The 17,954-nt window shown below is 68.4% G+C and carries 17 protein-coding genes; 15 read left to right on the top strand and 2 right to left on the bottom strand.

What is annotated here, in order from left to right; translation table 11 throughout:
* Positions 1–57 precede the first annotated feature (57 nt).
* From AB0N59_RS11655 to AB0N59_RS11595, 13 genes are all read left to right on the top strand, one after another.
* Entirely contained in the window at positions 58–246 is a 189-nt protein-coding gene (locus tag AB0N59_RS11655) for a hypothetical protein (RefSeq protein WP_363483175.1), read from the top strand.
* 67 nt (positions 247–313) lie between these two features.
* Complete coding sequence (alaS, locus tag AB0N59_RS11650) at positions 314–2,974, top strand: alanine--tRNA ligase (protein ID WP_363483173.1); 2,661 nt, start codon at positions 314–316, stop codon at positions 2,972–2,974.
* Positions 2,971–3,453 carry a Holliday junction resolvase RuvX gene (gene ruvX / locus AB0N59_RS11645; RefSeq protein WP_363483170.1) on the top strand — a complete coding sequence of 161 codons (483 nt, stop codon included), beginning with the start codon at positions 2,971–2,973 and terminating at the stop codon, positions 3,451–3,453. The genes alaS and ruvX overlap by 4 nt, the downstream gene beginning before the upstream one ends.
* Positions 3,446–4,882, top strand: coding sequence for an endolytic transglycosylase MltG (gene mltG, locus AB0N59_RS11640; protein ID WP_363483167.1), 1,437 nt, complete (start codon positions 3,446–3,448; stop codon positions 4,880–4,882). The genes ruvX and mltG overlap by 8 nt, the downstream gene beginning before the upstream one ends.
* 1 nt (position 4,883) lies before the next feature.
* A complete protein-coding gene (locus AB0N59_RS11635; RefSeq protein ID WP_363483165.1) occupies positions 4,884–5,708 on the top strand; it encodes a shikimate dehydrogenase in 825 nt (274 codons plus the stop codon).
* A 4-nt stretch (positions 5,709–5,712) separates the two neighbouring features.
* A complete protein-coding gene (gene aroC / locus AB0N59_RS11630; RefSeq protein WP_363483162.1) occupies positions 5,713–6,942 on the top strand; it encodes a chorismate synthase in 1,230 nt (409 codons plus the stop codon).
* Positions 6,926–7,450 carry a shikimate kinase gene (locus AB0N59_RS11625; protein ID WP_363483159.1) on the top strand — a complete coding sequence of 175 codons (525 nt, stop codon included), beginning with the start codon at positions 6,926–6,928 and terminating at the stop codon, positions 7,448–7,450. Before aroC ends, AB0N59_RS11625 begins: the two co-directional genes overlap by 17 nt.
* Positions 7,447–8,526 carry a 3-dehydroquinate synthase gene (gene aroB / locus AB0N59_RS11620; protein WP_363483156.1) on the top strand — a complete coding sequence of 360 codons (1,080 nt, stop codon included), beginning with the start codon at positions 7,447–7,449 and terminating at the stop codon, positions 8,524–8,526. Before AB0N59_RS11625 ends, aroB begins: the two co-directional genes overlap by 4 nt.
* Complete coding sequence (locus tag AB0N59_RS11615) at positions 8,523–8,963, top strand: type II 3-dehydroquinate dehydratase (RefSeq protein WP_363483154.1); 441 nt, start codon at positions 8,523–8,525, stop codon at positions 8,961–8,963. The genes aroB and AB0N59_RS11615 overlap by 4 nt, the downstream gene beginning before the upstream one ends.
* Positions 8,964–9,089: 126 nt before the next feature.
* On the top strand, positions 9,090–9,653 hold the full coding sequence (gene efp / locus AB0N59_RS11610; RefSeq protein ID WP_363483151.1) for an elongation factor P: 564 nt from the start codon (positions 9,090–9,092) through the stop codon (positions 9,651–9,653).
* A gap of 2 nt (positions 9,654–9,655) precedes the next feature.
* The gene (gene nusB, locus AB0N59_RS11605) at positions 9,656–10,066 is read left to right on the top strand and encodes a transcription antitermination factor NusB (RefSeq protein WP_101186608.1); all 411 of its coding nucleotides are present in this window, start codon (positions 9,656–9,658) and stop codon (positions 10,064–10,066) included.
* A 50-nt stretch (positions 10,067–10,116) separates the two neighbouring features.
* Complete coding sequence (locus AB0N59_RS11600; RefSeq protein WP_363483148.1) at positions 10,117–13,422, top strand: DEAD/DEAH box helicase; 3,306 nt, start codon at positions 10,117–10,119, stop codon at positions 13,420–13,422.
* 101 nt (positions 13,423–13,523) lie between these two features.
* On the top strand, positions 13,524–15,095 hold the full coding sequence (locus AB0N59_RS11595; RefSeq protein ID WP_363483145.1) for a Rieske 2Fe-2S domain-containing protein: 1,572 nt from the start codon (positions 13,524–13,526) through the stop codon (positions 15,093–15,095).
* 90 nt (positions 15,096–15,185) lie between these two features.
* On the opposite strand, the gene AB0N59_RS11590 is transcribed toward AB0N59_RS11595, so the two are convergent.
* Together AB0N59_RS11590 and AB0N59_RS11585 are read right to left on the bottom strand one after the other, a co-directional pair.
* The gene (locus tag AB0N59_RS11590; protein WP_363483142.1) at positions 15,186–15,998 is read right to left on the bottom strand and encodes a permease prefix domain 1-containing protein; all 813 of its coding nucleotides are present in this window, start codon (positions 15,996–15,998) and stop codon (positions 15,186–15,188) included.
* On the bottom strand, positions 15,980–16,318 hold the full coding sequence (locus AB0N59_RS11585; protein ID WP_363483139.1) for a helix-turn-helix transcriptional regulator: 339 nt from the start codon (positions 16,316–16,318) through the stop codon (positions 15,980–15,982). The genes AB0N59_RS11590 and AB0N59_RS11585 overlap by 19 nt, the downstream gene beginning before the upstream one ends.
* Positions 16,319–16,469: 151 nt before the next feature.
* Here AB0N59_RS11585 and pyrR point away from each other — a divergent pair, with 151 nt between their 5' ends.
* Together pyrR and AB0N59_RS11575 are read left to right on the top strand one after the other, a co-directional pair.
* Complete coding sequence (gene pyrR, locus AB0N59_RS11580) at positions 16,470–17,000, top strand: bifunctional pyr operon transcriptional regulator/uracil phosphoribosyltransferase PyrR (RefSeq protein WP_363483136.1); 531 nt, start codon at positions 16,470–16,472, stop codon at positions 16,998–17,000.
* Positions 16,997–17,953, top strand: a complete 957-nt coding sequence (locus AB0N59_RS11575) for an aspartate carbamoyltransferase catalytic subunit (protein WP_363483133.1) — start codon at positions 16,997–16,999, stop codon at positions 17,951–17,953. Before pyrR ends, AB0N59_RS11575 begins: the two co-directional genes overlap by 4 nt.
* The last annotated feature ends 1 nt before the right edge of the window (position 17,954 follow it).

Raw genomic sequence — 17,954 nt, 5'->3', positions numbered from 1 at the left:
GCATCCACGCGAGAGGCGCCGGGGAATCCCCGGCGCCTCTCGTCGTAGGATGGAGCGATGAAGAGACTGTCTTGGCTCCTGATCGGCGTGATCGGCGGTTTCGTCGCCGCCCACTTCATGAACAAGGACCCCCGCGGACAAGAGCTCTTCGCAGACCTCGACGCGAGGCTGTCGCAGGTCACAGCCATCATCGGCGACGCGTATCGGCAGCAGGACGCCCGCCTGTCCGACTCCGTCGAAGACTGACCACGATCCCCCTCTCGCGCCGCGCGCACCGACGCGGCGCTCCTACGCAAGGAATGCCACGAGCTCTATGAAAACTGCGGAGATCGCGCAGCGCTATCTCGACTACTTCGAGAAGAACGACCACCTCATCGTCCCCTCGGCATCCCTGGTGAGCGACGACCCGTCGCTGCTCTTCACCGTCGCAGGCATGGTGCCGATGATCCCGTACCTCACCGGTGTCGTGCCCGCGCCGCATCCCCGCATCGCTGATGTGCAGAAGTGCATCCGCACCAACGACATCGAAGAGGTCGGACGCACGGCTCGTCACGGCACCTTCTTCCAGATGCTCGGCAACTGGTCGTTCGGCGACTACTTCAAGGAAGGCGCGATCCGCTACGCGTGGGAGCTGCTCACCTCCTCAGAGGCCGACGGAGGCCTCGGCTTCGACGAGAAGGACCTGTGGGTCACCGTCTACGAGACGGATGACGAGGCGGAGGCCATCTGGCGCGACATCATCGGTCTCAAGCCCGAACGCATCCAGCGTCTCGGACGCGCAGACAACTACTGGAACACCGGTCAGCCCGGCCCCGGCGGCCCCGACTCGGAGATCTTCTTCGATCGAGGACCGGCCTACGGCAAGGACGGCGGACCCGCCGCCGACGACTCCCGCTTCCTCGAGATCTGGAACCTCGTGTTCATGCAGGAATTCGTCGAGAATGTGCGGAGCAAGACCGAGTTCGACATCGTCGGCGAGCTGCCCATGAAGAACATCGACACCGGCATGGGCCTCGAGCGCGTCGCGTTCCTCAAGCAGGGTGTCGAGAACATGTACGAGACCGACCAGGTCCGTCCGGTGCTCGACCGTGCCGTGGAGCTCTCGGGGAAGACGTACGGTGCCGCGCACGAGGACGACGTGCGATTCCGGGTCATCGCAGACCACGTGCGCTCTTCGCTGATGCTGCTCTCCGACGGCGTGCGGCCCTCGAACGAGGGCCGCGGCTACATCCTGCGCCGGCTGATGCGTAGGACGGTGCGCGCCATGCGCCTGCTCGGCGTCGACGCCCCGTCGTTTCCTGAGCTCTTCGCGGCCTCGAAGGACGCGATGAAGTCCGCGTATCCCGTGCTCGAGACCGAGTGGACGACCCTGTCGTCCGCCGCGTTCGCGGAGGAGGAGACCTTCCGTCGCACGCTCGCACAGGGCTCGACCATCCTCGATCTCGCTCTGGCCGACACGAAGAAGGCCGGTGGCGCGACACTCAGCGGGTCGGAGGCATTCCTCCTGCACGACACGTACGGCTTCCCGATCGATCTGACACTCGAGGTCGCCGAGGAGGCCGGGCTCGACGTGGATCGCACGGCGTTCGACTCCCTCATGAAGGAGCAGCGCGATCGCGCCAAGGCCGACGCCCGCAATCGCAAGCGTCAGCTCGCCGATGTCTCGGTGTACCGCGAGTACCGTGCACTCGGTGAGACCGGCTTCGCCGGCTACACCGACCTGCAGACCGAGTCCCGCGTGCTCGGACTGATCGTCGACGGGGCTCCCACGCAGACCGCGTCCGAGGGACAGGTCGCCGAGATCATCCTCGCCGAGACCACCCTGTACGCCGAGTCGGGTGGCCAGGTGGCCGACAAGGGAACCATCGTCGGGGCGGGTTTCGAGCTGGACGTCCTCGACGTCCAGCGTCCCGTTCCCGGCCTGATCAGCCACACCGTGCACGTCGCCTCCGGTTCGGTCTCGGTCGACGACCGGGCCACCACCGTGGTGGATGCGGCCAACCGCCGCGCGGCTCGGCAGGCGCACTCGGCCACGCACCTGGTGCACGCCGCACTTCGCGACACTCTCGGCAAGACCGCCACGCAGGCCGGTTCGCTCAACCGCGCCGGCTACATGCGCTTCGACTTCTCGTGGTCGCAGCCGCTGTCGCTCGACACGCGCTCCGAGATCGAGGAGATCACTAACCGCGCGGTGAACGATGCCCTCGAGGTGACCACCCGCATCGTGTCGCTCGATGAGGCCAAGGAAGCCGGCGCGATGGCGCTGTTCGGTGAGAAGTACGGCGATGTCGTGCGGATGGTCGACATCGGCGGCCCGTGGTCGCGTGAGCTCTGCGCCGGAACGCACGTGTCGACGAGCTCGGAGATCGGACTCGTCAGCCTGGTCGGCGAGTCGTCGGTCGGAGCCTCCAACCGCCGGATCGAGGCGCTGGTCGGTCAGGACGCCTTCCGCGAGCTCGCCGCCGAGCGCACCGTGGTCTCGCAGCTGACTTCCGCGCTCAAGGCGCCCCGCGACCAGCTCGGCGCCCGCATCGAGGAGCTTCAGGCGAATCTGAAGGCCGCCGAGAAGCGCATCGCGCAGTTCGAGGCGAAGGAGCGCGAAGGCCGTGTGCCCGCGCTGGTGGAGGCGGCATCTCAGGCGGGCGGCTACCGCGTGGCGGCCACGTCGCTGGGCGAGGTCGGCTCGGCGGACGACATCCGCACGCTCGCGCTGAGCGTTCGCGAGCGCCTCGGCTCAGACGCCGCAGTCGTCGCCTTCGGCGGCATCGTGGCAGGCAGGCCGATCGTCGTGGTCGCGACCAACGACGCAGCGCGTCAGGCCGGCGCGAAGGCCGGTGCACTCGTGCGCATCGCCGCCGGGACCCTCGGCGGCGGCGGTGGCGGGAAGGACGACGTCGCCCAGGGTGGCGGCACCGACCCATCGGCGCTGGACGCAGCTCTGTCGGCTGTCGTCTCGGAGCTCTCGGGCGCGTGACCGGCTTCCGCCGCGGAACCCGGATCGGCATCGACGTCGGCAGGGCTCGCGTCGGCGTGTCCCGATGCGACCCCGACGGAATGCTCGCGGTGCCGGTCGAGACGGTGCCCCGCTCGGAGACATCCATCGATCGCATCATGCAGATCGTCGCCGAGTGGGAGCCACTGGAGATCGTCGTCGGCCTGCCTGTGAACATGCGCGGCGAGGAGACGCTCTCGACCACCGACGCGCTGCAGTTCGCGGAGGAGGTGCAGCGTCGATCCGGACTGGACGTGCGGATGGTCGACGAGCGCCTCAGCACCGTCAGCGCACACACGGCACTGCGTGCTTCGGGGCGATCGCAGAAGAAGTCTCGTAGCATTGTCGACCAGGTGGCCGCAGTGGTGCTGTTGCAGCATGCGGTCGACACCGAGAAGAGCACCGGTCGCCCCGCCGGTGCGTTGATCCCCGCCCCCCAGGAGCCGCCGCGCGATGTCTGACCCGCACCACCGCACGACCGGTTCCCTCGGGGACTTCTTCGACAACGTCCCCACCGCATCCACACCCCTGCCCGAGCGCGAGGTGAGAGATGAGCCCGCCCCGGGCTCGCGTCGCGCCCTTCGTGAGGCCGCAGCCCGCGAGGCGGCCGCTCGTGAGCCCGAGGGGCGGCAGCGCGCACCCCACGCGGGCGATGAGACGCGGCAGATACCCGCGCAGCCTGCGCAGCCCGTCGCCGCGCAGCCGGCCGCTGCGGCCGAGTCGTCCGCGGCCGCTCCAGCTGAGCAGAAGCCGAAGGACGACTCCGACCACCCGCTCGACGCTCTGTTCGCTCCGGAATCAGCGGTCGAGGCCCCGCGCCGGCGCAAGGGACGCGGCTGCCTGATCGCTCTGATCATCCTGCTCGTGATCGGCGGGGGGATCGCGGCGGGCGGTGCCTGGGTCTACAGCACCTACCAGGACAAGATCGACGACATCATGGGCTGGGGCGAGCCGAAGGACTACGAACCCGGCCTCGCCACGGGCGAGGCGTACGTCACCATCAAGAAGGGCGACACCGGCTCTCCGGTGTCGACGGCCCTCTTCGAAGCCAAGGTGACCAAGACCGACCGTGTCTTCTACGACTACCTGATCGAGAACGAGCCGAACGCCACGTTCTTCCCCGGCGTCTACAAGCTGCAGCAGAAGATGACGGCGAAGGACGCCCTGAAGGCGCTCGAGGATCCGGAGAACCGCATGGAGAACGCCGTGCGGATCGCTGAGGGCAGCACGGTCGACTCCTCGCTGCCGCGGATCGCAGAAGGCGTCGGCATCCCGCTCGGGGATCTGCAGGCGGCGGTGAAGGACCCGAAGGTCTACGGCGTCGACGCGCAGAACCTCGAGGGATGGCTCTTCCCCGCCGTCTACACCTTCGATCCCGGCGCGTCCGCGAAGGACGTGATCGCCGCCATGGTCGATCGCACCCGCGAGTCGCTGAAGAAGGCCGGGGTGCCGGATGCCGAAGCCCAGCGTGTTCTGACGATCGCCTCGATCATCGAGCGCGAGGCACGCACGCCTGACTTCCCGAAGGTCTCCCGCGTCATCCAGAACCGCGTCGAGGACGGCATGATGCTGCAGATGGACTCGACCGCGCAGTACGGCTACGGCGAGCTGCACGCAGGAAAGGCCAGCACCTCGAAGGAGGCGCAGTTCGACGACAATCCGTGGAACACGTACGTCATCACGGGCCTGCCGGCGACGCCGATCGCGAATGCAGGCGACGCCGCGATCGACGCCGCCATGCACCCCGCCGACGGCCCGTGGCTGTACTTCGTCACCGTCGACTTCAGCACGGGGGAGACCCAGTTCTCCGAGACCTACGAGCAGCATCAGAAGGGCATCGACCGGCTCGCCGAATGGTGCTCGGCCAATCCCGACTACAAGGGCTGCTGACATGACCGATCGCCGCCACCTGGCGGTGTGGGGCGACCCGATCGGGCACAGCCGTTCACCGCAGCTGCATCTGGCCGCTTACGCCCGGATGGGGCTGGACTGGACGTACGAGCGCCGGCGGATCGGCCGCGACGGCTTCCGTGAGGCACTGGACTCTCTCGACGGCTCGTGGCGCGGTCTCTCGCTGACCATGCCCCTCAAGGAGGCCGCGCACGACGCAGCCGACGAGCTCGACCGTCACGCGGCGCTCACCGGGGCGGTCAACACCCTTCTCCTCGGCGAGACGCTGCGCGGCTTCAACACCGATGTCGGCGGCATCGTCGACGCGTTCACCCACGCCGGAGTCACCGGGGTGCGGACGGCGCGCATCCTCGGCGCCGGTGCGACCGCGGCATCCGCCCTCGTCGCCCTCAGCGATCTCGGCGCCACCGAGGTCGAATTCCGCGCGAGACGGCCCGAGGCCGTCGACCGCCTGAGACCGACTGCGGAGGCGCTCGGAGTCCGACTGACGACCGCGGACTTCTCGGCGACCGCGTCGGACGTCGACGTCACCGTCGCCACGCTGCCCAGCGGCACCGTACTCGATGCTGACGTCGCGCATCCTCTCGCCGTGGTCGGGGGCACGCTGTTCGAGGCGGCATACGCGCCGTGGCCCTCGGCTCTGGCCGCTCTGTGGCCGCAGGCGAACGTCATCTCCGGCTTCGAGATGCTGCTGTTCCAGGCTGTGCGGCAGATCCGCATCTTCCGCACAGGCGATCAGCGGCATGAGCTGCCCGACGAGGCCGTCACAGTCGACATCATGCGCCTTGCGGGCATGGAAGACTAGAGCAATGCTCCGCGTGCTCACTGCCGGCGAATCGCACGGCCCCGAACTCATCGCCATCGTGGAGGGCCTGCCCTCCGGTGTGACCGTCTCGGCCGAGGCGATCCAGGCCGATCTCCAGCGGCGCAAGCTCGGCTACGGACGCGGTTCACGCATGAAGTTCGAGCAGGACGAGCTGTCGATCTCGAGCGGCGTGCGTCACGGCCTCACTCTCGGCAGCCCCATCGCGCTGCGCATCGGCAACACCGAGTGGCCGAAGTGGACCGAGGTCATGAGCGCGGAGCCTGTCGAGCTGACCGAGAAGTCGCGTGGCAGGGGAGCGGCGCTCACGCGGCCCCGTCCCGGGCACGCCGATCTGGTCGGCATGCAGAAGTACGACTTCGACGAGGCGCGACCCATCCTCGAACGCGCGAGCGCTCGCGAGACGGCGGCCCGCGTCGCGCTCGGTGCGGTGGCGCGCGCATTCCTCTCGGAGCTGGGCATCCGCCTCGTCAGCCACACCCTCTCCATCGGACCTGTGCACGCGCCGGCGGATGCAGAGCTGCCGACTCCGGACGACGTCGATGCGCTCGACGCCGACCCGCTGCGCTGCTTCGACGCGGCGACCTCCGCGCGCATGGTCGAAGAGGTCGACTCCGCTCGCAAGGACGGAGACACCCTCGGCGGCATCGTCGAGGTGCTCGCGTACGGCCTTCCTCCGGGGATCGGGTCGCATGTGCACTGGGACCGCCGCCTCGACGGACGCCTCGCGCAGGCGCTGATGAGCATCCAGGCGATCAAGGGCGTGGAGGTCGGCGACGGCTTCGAGACCACTCGTCGCCGAGGCTCGGCTGCTCACGACGAGCTGTTCGCCCGCGACGGCGGCATCACCCGTGCATCCGATCGCGCCGGCGGCATCGAGGGTGGCATGAGCACCGGCACGGTGCTGCGCGTGCGCGCCGGGATGAAGCCGATCGCCACGGTACCGCGCGCCCTGCGCACGGTCGACGTCGCGTCCGGCGAGACCGCGACAGCGCACCACCAGCGCTCCGATGTCTGCGCCGTTCCTGCCGCCGGCGTGGTCGCCGAGGCGATGGTCGCCATCGAGATCGCGAACTCGCTGCTGGAGAAGTTCGGCGGCGACAGCATTCGCGAGACCCGTCGCAACGTCGAGTCGTACCTGGCATCGATCCCCGAAGCGCTGCGCACGGCCCCCGCATCCGAGGCGGCGCTGCTCGCCCATGATGAGCTCGTCTGAGCATCCGCTGACGCTCGTGCTGGTCGGCCCGATGGCTGCGGGCAAGACGAGCGTGGGCCGGAAGGTCGCGCGTCTGCTCGACGTGCCGTTCACCGACACCGACAAGCGCGTCGCCGCGGAGCACGGTCCCATCCCGGTGATCTTCGCCGAGCACGGGGAGACGCACTTCCGTGAACTCGAGCGCGAGGCCGTCGCGACCGCGGTCGGACAGGGCGGCGTCGTGTCCCTCGGCGGGGGAGCCGTGATGGATGCCGACACCCGGGCACTGCTGCACAGGCATCCGGTCGTGTTCCTGACCGTCAGCCCCGACGCCGTCGAACGGCGGATCGGTGGGGCAGGGCGACCTCTGCTCGCCGGCCAGGATGACCCGTTGGAGAGGTGGCGGACCATCTTCGATCAGCGACGCGGCTGGTACGAAGAGGTCGCCGACCTGACCGTGGACACGTCACGCAGACCTATGCGCGCACTGGCGGAGGAGATCGCCGACTGGAGGAGGAACCAGCAATGACCACGACCAGCATCACCGTCACAGGCCAGACCCCGTACGAGATCACGGTCGGCCGCGACATCCTCGACCACGTGAAGACCGCTCTCGATCCGGCCGTCCGGAAAGTGCTCGTCGTGCACCCGCCGACGCTCGGCAAGCGCGCGGCCGACCTTCGCGAGAGGCTGATGGCCGACGGCGGTCTCGACGTGCTGCTGGCCGAGATCCCGGATGCCGAGGCAGGCAAGCGCATCGAGGTGGCGGCGTTCTGCTGGCAGGTCATGGGCCAGGCGGACTTCACCCGCACGGACGCTGTGATCGGATACGGCGGCGGATCGGTCACCGATGTCGCGGGCTTCGTCGCCGCGACCTGGCTCCGCGGTGTGCAGGTCGTCCAGGTGCCGACCACCGTGCTCGGCCTGGTCGATGCGGCCGTGGGCGGCAAGACCGGCGTGAACACCGCAGAGGGCAAGAACATGGTCGGCGCGTTCTGGGCTCCGCGCGCGGTGGTCGGCGACCTCGACGAGCTGCAGACGCTGAGCGCCAACGAGGCGACCGCAGGCTATGCGGAGGTCGTCAAGGCCGGCTTCATCTGGGCGCCCGAGATCCTCGACATCGTCGAGGCGTCGCCCGAGCGGGCGGTCGACCCGACGACCGACGAGTTCCGTCGCACCGTCGAGCTCGCGATCGACATGAAGGCGAAGGTCGTGTCCGACGACTTCCGCGAGGCCGGGCTGCGCGAGATCCTCAACTACGGGCACACACTGGGACACGCCATCGAGCACGCCGAGCGCTACCAGTGGCGACACGGAGCGGCGATCTCGATCGGCATGATGTACGCCGCCGAGCTGTCGCGTCTCGCAGGACGCCTGTCGGATGCCGGCGCCGACCGCCACCGCTCGGTGCTCGAGTCGCTGGGGCTGCCGACGACCTACCGGGCGGGCGCCTGGCAGCAGCTCCTCGCCACCATGCAGCGCGACAAGAAGGCCCGCGGAGGGATGCTGCGCTTCATCCTTCTCGACGACATCGCCAAGCCGACTGTCGTGCAGGCCCCTGACGAGTCGCTGATGTTCGCCGCCTACCAGGAGATCGCGGGATGAGCGACACGCGCCGGATGATGCTGCTCAACGGCCCGAACCTCAACCTGCTCGGCACCCGCGAGCCCGACGTGTACGGCACGGCGACGCTGGCCGACGTCGAGCGGCTCACCGCATCGGCTGCCGCCGAGGCCGGGTACGAGCTGCGCGCTCTGCAGAGCAATCACGAGGGGGTCCTGATCGACGCGATCCACGCGGCGCGGGACGACTGCGCGGCGATCGTCATCAACCCGGGCGGCCTCACGCACACCTCGGTGTCGCTCCGGGACGCCCTGACGGGCGTCGGCCTGCCGTTCGCCGAGGTTCACATCTCCGACGTATACGCACGGGAGGAGTTCCGGCACTTCTCGTACCTCGATGACGTGGCCGCCGTGCGCGTCGTCGGCAGGGGAGTGGAGGGCTACGCGGATGCTGTGCGCGAGCTCGCCACGCTGCTCTGAACGCGCCTGGATCGGGCGTTCCGCACGCCCGATCCAGGGCATCCGATAGAATCGCTTCTCGGCCACTTCTCTGCGCGCAACCGCGCCCGGCCCTCGAAACTTCTGAACGAACGGACCCGCATCACCATGGCATCCACCGCAGACATCAAGAACGGCGTCGTCATCAAGATCGACGGACAGCTCTGGAGCGTCGTGGAGTTCCAGCACGTCAAGCCGGGCAAGGGCGGCGCGTTCGTCCGCACCAAGCTCAAGAACGTCGTCACGGGCAAGTCGGTCGACAAGACCTACAACGCCGGCACGAAGATCGAGATCGAGAACGTCGATCGCCGTGACTTCACCTACCTGTACACCGACGGCGACAGCTTCGTCTTCATGGACCAGGAGGACTACGACCAGATCAACGTCCCCGCGGTCACCGTCGGCGACGCGAAGAACTACATGCTCGAGAACCAGCAGGTGCAGATCGCGCTGAACAACGGCAACCCGCTCTACATCGAGCTCCCGGCTTCGGTCGTGCTCGAGGTCACCTACACCGAGCCCGGTCTGCAGGGCGACCGCTCGTCGGCCGGCACCAAGCCCGCGACTCTCGAGACCGGCTACGAGATCCAGGTTCCGCTCTTCCTCGAGACCGGCACCAAGGTCAAGGTCGACACCCGCACGGGTGACTACCTCGGCCGCGTCAACGACTGATCTTGAGCGCTCGCACCAAGGCGCGCAAGCGCGCCCTCGACATCCTGTTCTCCGCCGACGTGCGCGGCGAGGAGCTCTCGGTCGTGCTCGCCGCCGCCGCGAAGCGCGCCGCGAGCGAGCCGTCTCGCGAGGCGTCGTGGCTCTACGCCCGCGACATCGTCGACGGCATCATCGACAACCGCGACGAGATCGACGAGCACATCACCACCCACAGCAACGACTGGAAGCTCGACCGCATGCCGGCGGTCGACCGGGCCCTGCTGCGCATCGGCACGTGGGAGATCGTCTACAACGACGAGGTGCCGACGGCCGTCGCGATCGATGAGGCCGTGGAGCTCGCGAAGGAGCTCTCGACCGAGGATTCCGGCGCGTTCGTGCACGGGGTGCTCGCGCGCATCGCGCGATCCATCTGATCACCACACGCCCCGACGCGCGTGTCGGTGGTGACGGGGAGGATGCTGTCATGAGCCCTCCCCGTCCTGCCGTCAGCGTTCTGCGCGACCTCGCCGGCGATGGCGGGTATCAGCGGGGCCTCGACTATGCACGAAGGGGGCGCGTCGCGGCCGCCCGGTGGGATGCGCAGACGCAGACGCTGGCCGCCGAGGTCTTCGGCAGCGAGCGCGAGCCCTATCGCTGCCGCGTCCGCTTCGACGGGCAGCGCATCATGACGACCAGATGCTCGTGTCGTGTCGCGACCGCGTGCAAGCATGTGGTCGCCGCGATCATCGTCGCCCCGGACGAGAGCGTCGAGGTCACCACCCCGGTGCAGGCACGGCCGGTCATCGCGCCGCCTCCGCCTCGCGAGCCGTGGGAGCAGTTCGGCGCCTTCGCGCGCCCCGTGCCGCCGCCCGCATGGCGCGCGCTTCTGGATTCATCCCGCACGTCGGCGGATGCTCAGCCGCTCGCGATCGGCATCGAGCTGCGGATGCGCCCTGATCGCTCGTTCGATCGGTGGGGACCGGCTGCGCTGCAGACCGCGACGCCCCGCGATCTGGCGGGCGAGCATGGCGAGCTGCTGCTCGTGGTGCGCCCGCTGACGCGCAGCGCGTCCACGGGCAAGTGGATTCAGGGCGATGCGAGCTGGGATTCCGTGCGGCGGTCTGCGGGGCGGTACGACGCGGATCAGGCGCGCTGGTTCACCGACTTCCTCAATATCGCCCGTGACTCGCTGCTCTCGGGCACCGCCGGCGACTGGATCGCACTCGACCGCGTCGAGACCCCGCTGCTCTGGCAGCATCTCGACGCGCTCCCCGGGCTGGGCATCCCGATCGTCCCGACGCAGAAGCACACGACGGTCGCTCTCGCCGGCACGGCGCAGATCGGGCTCCGTATCGATCCCAACGACAGCGGCGGGCTCGCCGTGAGCGTCGACGCCGCGATCGACGGCCAGGCGGCGGCCGCGGGAACCATCCGCCCCATCGGACGGATCGGCGTCTACCACTGGCAGCTGGTCGGGGCGGGCATCGAGGTCGCCATCGCACGGGTCGCGCTGGCACCTCCCGTGCTCAGCGCGCTGAACGCCGCTGCGCCGATCGATGTGCCGGAGCGCGACAGGCAGGGGTTCCTCGCCGAGGCGTACCCCGCGATCGCACGACAGACCGCGGTGTCGGCACCCGACGTCGCGCTGCCCACGCTCGCCGTTCCGGAGCCGCTGCTGCGCGTCGCGTTCCGCAGCGGGCACCGCATCGACTACCGGTTCGAGTGGGAGTACGCCGGCCACGGCCCGGTCCCGTTCGCGGGCGCCGAGCGGTTCAGGGATCCGGATGCCGAACACCGGCGCACGCGCGAGCTCGAGGCCGTCTGGGCCACCGGGAGCGGCGAGCCGTTCCGCCACCAGGGCGAGCTCGAGCAGCTCGCCGCCGCGGAGTGGGCCGCTCACGTCCTGCCGGCGTACGAGGCTGCGGACATCAAGGTCGTCGTGACCGGGCGGCGCCGCAGGTACCGCGAGCTGACCGGGACCCCGGAGATCTCGGTGTCGACGGTCGAGTCGACCGACCCGGACTGGTTCGACCTCGGCGTGCTCGTGAAGATCGACGGGCACTCCATCCCCTTCACACCCCTGTTCACCGCGCTGAGCATGCGGCGCACCAAGCTCATGCTGGTCGACGGCACCTATTTCTCTCTCGCGCATCCCGCGCTGCAGCAGCTGCGCGAGCTGATCGACGAGGCGGGGGCTCTCACCGAGTGGGAGACAGGTCCTCGGATCAGCCGTTACCAGACCGCCCTCTGGGACGACTTCGAAGACCTCGCCGACGAGTCCGAGCAGGCGGTCGGCTGGCGCGCGACAGCAGAGGGGCTGCGAGGGATCGAGCACGTTCCTCCCACGGCACCGCCCAGCGGCCTGCGGGCGCAGCTGCGCCCGTATCAGCAGCAGGGACTCGACTGGCTCGCATTCCTCTGGAAGCACCGTCTGGGGGGCATCCTCGCCGACGACATGGGTCTCGGCAAGACGCTGCAGCTGCTCTCCCTGGTCGCCCACGCCGTCGAGACGGGGGAGAAGAGGCCGTTCCTCGTGATCGCGCCGACGTCGGTCTTGAGCACCTGGCGCAGCGAGGCGGGCAGATTCACCCCGGAGCTTCGCGTACGGGTGGTAGAGGGCACGGGGGCCCGGCGGCCCGACGAGATCGCGACCATGGTCGCCGACGCCGAGATCCTCGTCACCTCCTACACGCTGCTCCGGCTGGACGCCGAGGAGTACCAGGGCATCGACTGGGCGGGTGTCATCATCGACGAGGCGCAGTTCGCGAAGAATCCGGCGACGAAGGTGCACCTCGCCATCGCGAAGCTGCGCTCAACGGTGACCATCGCCGTCACCGGCACGCCGCTCGAGAACAGCCTCACCGACGTATGGGCCCTGTTCGCCCTGACGGCGCCAGGGCTGTTCCCCTCGAAGCGCCGCTTCCGCGAGGACTACGTGCAGCCGATCGAGCAGGGCAAGGTACCGGAGAACGAGGAGGGCGCCCCGTATCGTCAGCAGCGACTCGAGCGGCTGCGCCGCCGCATCCGCCCTCTCATGCTGCGCCGCACGAAAGAGCTGGTCGCGGCCGACCTCCCCGAGAAGCAGGTGCAGGAGCTCATCGTCGACCTGAGCCCCGCCCACAGAGCGGTGTACGACACGGTGCTGCAGCGTGAGCGGCAGAAGGTGCTCGGACTGCTCGCCGATCTCGACCGCAACCGCTTCATCGTGTTCCGCTCGCTCACGATGCTGCGCATGCTCGCGCTCTCCCCGAGGCTGATCGACCCGGATGCCTCTGAAGCCGTCTCGGCGAAGCTCGACGTGCTTCTCGAGCACGTGCAGGAGCTCCGCGCGGAGGGTCATCGTGCACTGGTGTTCAGCCAGTTCACGTCCTACCTCGAGATGGCGGCCGAGCGGCTCCGCGAAGCAGGCATCGGCTACGAGCATCTCGACGGTTCGACTCGCCGTCGGGAGGATGTCATCGACGGGTTCCGCTCCGGCGACGCGCCGGTGTTCCTCATCAGTCTCAAGGCGGGTGGATTCGGGCTCACCCTGACCGAGGCCGACTACGTCTTCCTCCTCGATCCGTGGTGGAATCCCGCAGCCGAGGCGCAGGCGATCGACCGCACACATCGGATCGGCCAGACGCAGCGGGTCTTCGTGTACCGGCTCATCGCCGCCGGAACCATCGAGGAGAAGGTCCTGGCGCTGCAGCAGCGCAAGGCCCGGCTGTTCACCGCGGTGATGGACGACGAGGCGCTGTTCTCGCAGGCGCTCACTGCAGACGACATCCGCGGGCTACTGGACTCCTGACCGCCGCGAGACGGACGGGCATCCGGATAAGCACGGCCGGTCACCGACCGCGTACAGCAAGCGCTCGTTAGAATTGACGCTGTCCAACCCAGAGGAGAGACATGCGGATCACGGGACTCGGCCATGCCGGGATGTTCATCGAGACGGCCGGCGGAAACATCATCTGCGACCCGGTTCTCGGTCCTTCGTTCTACGGCTCGTGGTTCCCGTTCCCCGACAACCGCGGCCTCGACTGGGAGCGCTTCGGGCGCGACGCGGACTTCCTGTACATCTCGCACCGCCACCGCGACCACTTCGATCCGAAGCTGCTCGAGAAGTACATCTCCAAGGACATCGAGGTGCTGCTGCCCGAGTACGTCACCGACGACCTCGAGGTCGACATCCGCACGCTCGGCTACAACAACATCACCTACGCGCCCGCCGGTCAGGTGATCGAGCGCGGAGACCTGAAGATCATGATCACGCCGTTGCGCGCGCCGAGCGACGGCCCGATCGGCGACTCCTCCCTGAGCGTCGATGACGGTACGGCCTCGATCCTCAACCAGAACGACTCGCATCCGCTCGACCTCGAGGCGCTGCTGTCGTTCGGCAAGCCCGAGGCGTACTTCACCCAGGTCTCCGGAGCGATCTGGTGGCCCATGGTCTACGACCTGCCCCAGGACGCCAAGCAGAAGTTCGCCGGTCTGAAGCGCGATGCGCAGAACAAGCGGGCCATGTACTACATCGAGAAGGTCGACGCCCCTCACGTCTTCCCGATGGCGGGACCGCCCATGTTCCTGCGCGAAGAGCTCTTCCAGTACAACGGCAAGGGCCGGAACGACGACTCGATCTTCACGGATCAGAAGGAGTTCCTGGCGCACATGAAGGAGCTGGCGCCTCAGTACGACGGTCATCTCTTCATCCCCGGCACCGTGGTCGACATGAACCACGGTGAGCTGAACGTGTCGCAGAGCCTTTACTCCCAGGCGGAGATCGACCACATCTTCGACGACAAGTGGGAGTACCTGGCCGAGCAGAAGGCCACGCGGCAGCAGGAGATCATCGACGAGGAGGCGACCCGGGCGGCGGTGATGCCGCCCGACGAGATGCTCACTGCGATCAAGGAGTGGTGGGAGCCGCTGCTGAAGAAGTCGCGCACCATCCGCCTCGGTGTCGGCGGCAACGTCCGCTTCAAGATCGGCGACCTCGACATGGTCGTCGACTTCCCCAAGGCCAAGGTCCGCGAGTACGCCGGCGAGGAGTGCATCTACTGGTACACGATCCCCGCTGACCTGGTCTCGACGAACATCCGAGACCACGAGATCGACTGGTCGAACTCGATCTTCCTGTCGATGCAGTTCTCGGTCGGACGCAGCGGCAAGTTCAACGAGTTCCTGACCACGTTCCTCAAGTGCCTCTCGGTCGACCGGATCGAGTACGTCGAGAACTGGTATCAGGAGCAGACCGACCAGACCGAAGACGCCGAGATCGGCGACTGGATCGTGCAGCGGCGCTGCCCGCATCTGCGCGCCGACCTCACCCGCACCGGGAAGATCGAAGACGGCATCCTGACGTGCTCGATGCACGACTGGAAGTGGGACCTCGCGACGGGCAAGTGCCTGACCACGACGGGGCACCCGATCCGCGCGGAGCGCTGCCCGGTTACCGAAGACGCCCTGCGCCTCGGCGCCTGACTCCGACTCGCGGAAATCCGCACCGAGGCGCACGGGCCCATCGGAACGCCGACCTCGCTGTCGACGCTCGGCCCTCGGATGCCCGAGGCGTCAGGCGGTGGCCGATGTCAGACGGAATGTGTGCGAGACCCGGGCCGCGATGTCGACGAATCCGGCGATGAGCAGCACCCCGAGAGCGGCGACCGAAGCCCAGATCGCGAGGTCCATCTCGTCTCCCGTGATCACGCCGAAGACGCTCACGGCGATCACTGCGATGGCCAGCAGCGGCGAGAGCACGGCGAGAGCGGCGGCGAACGCCGGTGATCCGGCATGGGCGCGCCGGGCACGGATGCACGTCCACGTGACCGCGGCGGCGAGCACAGGAAGCCAGATGGTCACCGCCCAGGCGAGGAGCACCGCCACGGCGGTGGCGAACAAGCCGAGCACGGTGATCCAGACGGTGCCCGCGTCTACCCGACCGCGCGCGCGGATGTTGACGCCGAAGAGCACGGCGGTGGTGAGCAGGCACGCGGTGGCGACCAGCATGGCCGAGGCGAGGTAGCTCTCCTGCGACCAGCTGCCGGACAGCGCCGTGAAGCCGTAGTAGGTGGATACGGCTGCGAGGGCCCAGGTGACGGAGGCCAAGCCGGCGAAGATGCCGAGTCGGCGTGCGAAGAACAGTGACAAGACGGTGCCTTTCGATGGTGTGGAGGTGAGAAGCGACGCGACGAGGCGAGGGTCGCCCAGCCGCGTCAGAGCGCGTGATTCCGCTTCGGCGCGGGGCACGCCCCGCTGCTCCAGGCGCTCTGCGGCCGAGAGCAGGTGGTCCGCGATCTCGTCGATGAGGTCACGCTGGTCGGCGCGGCCGCGTGTGCGTGCGTGCAGCGCCGCGAGGTACCCGTCGATCAGGCCATCGCCGGCCATGCCCGGCCTCCGATGACCGACTCGACAGCGTCCACGAACTCGCGCCACCGGCTCTGCTGTTCGCGCAGCCGAGCCGTACCGGCCGGCGTGAGTCGGTAGAGCTTGCGGCGCCGGCCCGTGGACTCCGACCACGCGTGAGTCAGCAGACCCGCCCGCTCCAGACGATGGAGGACGGGATAGACCGTGCCCTCGGCCAGATCGAACGACCCGTCGCTGCGCTCCCGCAGCGCGTCGATGACGCCGTAGCCGTGCAACGGCCCTCGCGCGACGACCGAGAGCACGAGCATGTCCATGTGCCCTTTGAGAGATTCCGCGTTCATGCCTAGTGACACTAGGCCTAGCAACACTAGGTGTCAAGGATCGATGCTCCGCGCCGGTTGGTATACCAGCGGCGGAGGAGCCGAATCGTTAGAATCGGACCATCACCGAACCTTTAAAGCCGTCCTGAGAGGCGGAGAAGGGAAGTGGCCGATGTCTGCACGCACAGTGCTGCACGAAGCCGATATCACGCGCGCTCTGACCCGCATCGCGCACGAGATCCTCGAGTCCAATCGCGGCGGCGAAGGTCTCGTCCTCCTCGGCATCCCGACCAGGGGAGTCACGCTCGCCGAGCGACTCGGTCCGATCATCTCCGGCATCGCCGAGACGGACATCCCGGTGGGATCGCTCGACATCACGCTGTTCCGCGATGATCTGTCGAAGCACCCGACACGTGCTCCCAAGCGCACCGAGATCCCCGCCGACGGCATCGACGGCAAGACGGTCGTGCTCGTCGACGACGTGCTCTTCTCGGGGCGCAGCATCCGCGCCGCGCTCGATGCGCTGCAGTCGATCGGCCGCCCCTCGGCCGTGCGTCTGGCGATCCTCGTCGACCGCGGTCACCGTGAGCTGCCCATCCGCCCCGACTTCGTGGGCAAGAACATCCCGTCGTCGCGAGCGGAGCGCGTCAACGTGCGCCTGCGCGAGCTCGACGGGTCCGACGAGGTGACGATCGAGTCATGAGGCACCTGCTCGACACCCGCACCCTCGATCGCGAGCAGGCGCTGCGCATCCTCGACGTCGCGGAGGACATGGCCGACACGCAGTTCCGGGAGGTCAAGAAGCTGCCGACCCTGCTCGGCAAGACCGTGGTGAACCTGTTCTTCGAGGACTCCACCCGCACCCGGATCTCGTTCGAAGCCGCTGCGAAGAGACTCTCCGCAGACGTCATCAACTTCGCCGCCAAGGGATCGAGCGTGTCGAAGGGCGAGAGCCTGAAGGACACCGCCCAGACGCTGGAGGCCATGGGCGCGGATGCCGTGGTCGTGCGGCATCCGGCATCCGGTGCGCCCCGCACGCTCGCGACCAGCGGCTGGATCTCGGCCGGCGTCGTCAACGCGGGCGACGGCACGCATGAGCATCCCACCCAGGCCCTGCTCGACGCCTTCACGATCCGCAAGCGACGGTACGGGCGCGACAGCCGAGGTCACGACCTCTCGGGCCTGCGCGTCGTCATCGTGGGAGACGTGCTGCACTCGCGCGTCGCCCGATCCAACGTCTGGCTGCTCTCGCTGCTCGGCGCCGACGTCACCCTCGTGACCCCGCCGACGCTCGTGCCGCAGAACGTCACGCAGTGGCCGGTGCGCGTGCTCTACGACCTCGACGCGGCCCTCGCCGACGGGCCGGACGCCGTCATGATGCTGCGCATCCAGGCCGAGCGCATGCACGCCGCATATTTCCCCACTGAGCGGGAGTATTCCCGACTGTGGGGTCTGGATGCCGTCCGTGCGGCGACGCTGCCGGACGATAGCATCGTCATGCACCCCGGTCCTATGAACCGCGGGCTGGAGATCTCATCCGAAGCCGCAGACTCGCCCCGCTCCACCGTGCTGGAGCAGGTCACCAACGGAGTCTCGGTGCGCATGGCCGTGCTCTACCTGCTGCTGGCAGGCGAGCGCAACGAAGAGGGGAAGTGAA

Origin of the sequence: Microbacterium sp. NPDC089321 (assembly GCF_040684935.1) — a bacterium.
Lineage (GTDB): Bacteria > Actinomycetota > Actinomycetes > Actinomycetales > Microbacteriaceae > Microbacterium.
Note: the sequence above shows the minus strand (reverse complement) of the source record. Positions and strands in the feature narration are given on the sequence as shown.

Bases quoted from the DNA above. Each gene is read 5' to 3' on its own strand.
- AB0N59_RS11655 (WP_363483175.1), top strand. From the start codon at position 58: ATGAAGAGACTGTCTTGGCTCCTGATCGGCGTGATCGGCGGTTTCGTC.
- alaS (WP_363483173.1), top strand. From the start codon at position 314: ATGAAAACTGCGGAGATCGCGCAGCGCTATCTCGACTACTTCGAGAAG.
- mltG (WP_363483167.1), top strand. From the start codon at position 3,446: ATGTCTGACCCGCACCACCGCACGACCGGTTCCCTCGGGGACTTCTTC.
- AB0N59_RS11635 (WP_363483165.1), top strand. From the start codon at position 4,884: ATGACCGATCGCCGCCACCTGGCGGTGTGGGGCGACCCGATCGGGCAC.
- aroC (WP_363483162.1), top strand. From the start codon at position 5,713: ATGCTCCGCGTGCTCACTGCCGGCGAATCGCACGGCCCCGAACTCATC.
- AB0N59_RS11625 (WP_363483159.1), top strand. From the start codon at position 6,926: ATGATGAGCTCGTCTGAGCATCCGCTGACGCTCGTGCTGGTCGGCCCG.
- aroB (WP_363483156.1), top strand. From the start codon at position 7,447: ATGACCACGACCAGCATCACCGTCACAGGCCAGACCCCGTACGAGATC.
- AB0N59_RS11615 (WP_363483154.1), top strand. From the start codon at position 8,523: ATGAGCGACACGCGCCGGATGATGCTGCTCAACGGCCCGAACCTCAAC.
- efp (WP_363483151.1), top strand. From the start codon at position 9,090: ATGGCATCCACCGCAGACATCAAGAACGGCGTCGTCATCAAGATCGAC.
- AB0N59_RS11600 (WP_363483148.1), top strand. From the start codon at position 10,117: ATGAGCCCTCCCCGTCCTGCCGTCAGCGTTCTGCGCGACCTCGCCGGC.
- AB0N59_RS11595 (WP_363483145.1), top strand. From the start codon at position 13,524: ATGCGGATCACGGGACTCGGCCATGCCGGGATGTTCATCGAGACGGCC.
- AB0N59_RS11590 (WP_363483142.1), bottom strand. From the start codon at position 15,998: ATGGCCGGCGATGGCCTGATCGACGGGTACCTCGCGGCGCTGCACGCA.
- AB0N59_RS11585 (WP_363483139.1), bottom strand. From the start codon at position 16,318: ATGAACGCGGAATCTCTCAAAGGGCACATGGACATGCTCGTGCTCTCG.
- pyrR (WP_363483136.1), top strand. From the start codon at position 16,470: ATGTCTGCACGCACAGTGCTGCACGAAGCCGATATCACGCGCGCTCTG.
- AB0N59_RS11575 (WP_363483133.1), top strand. From the start codon at position 16,997: ATGAGGCACCTGCTCGACACCCGCACCCTCGATCGCGAGCAGGCGCTG.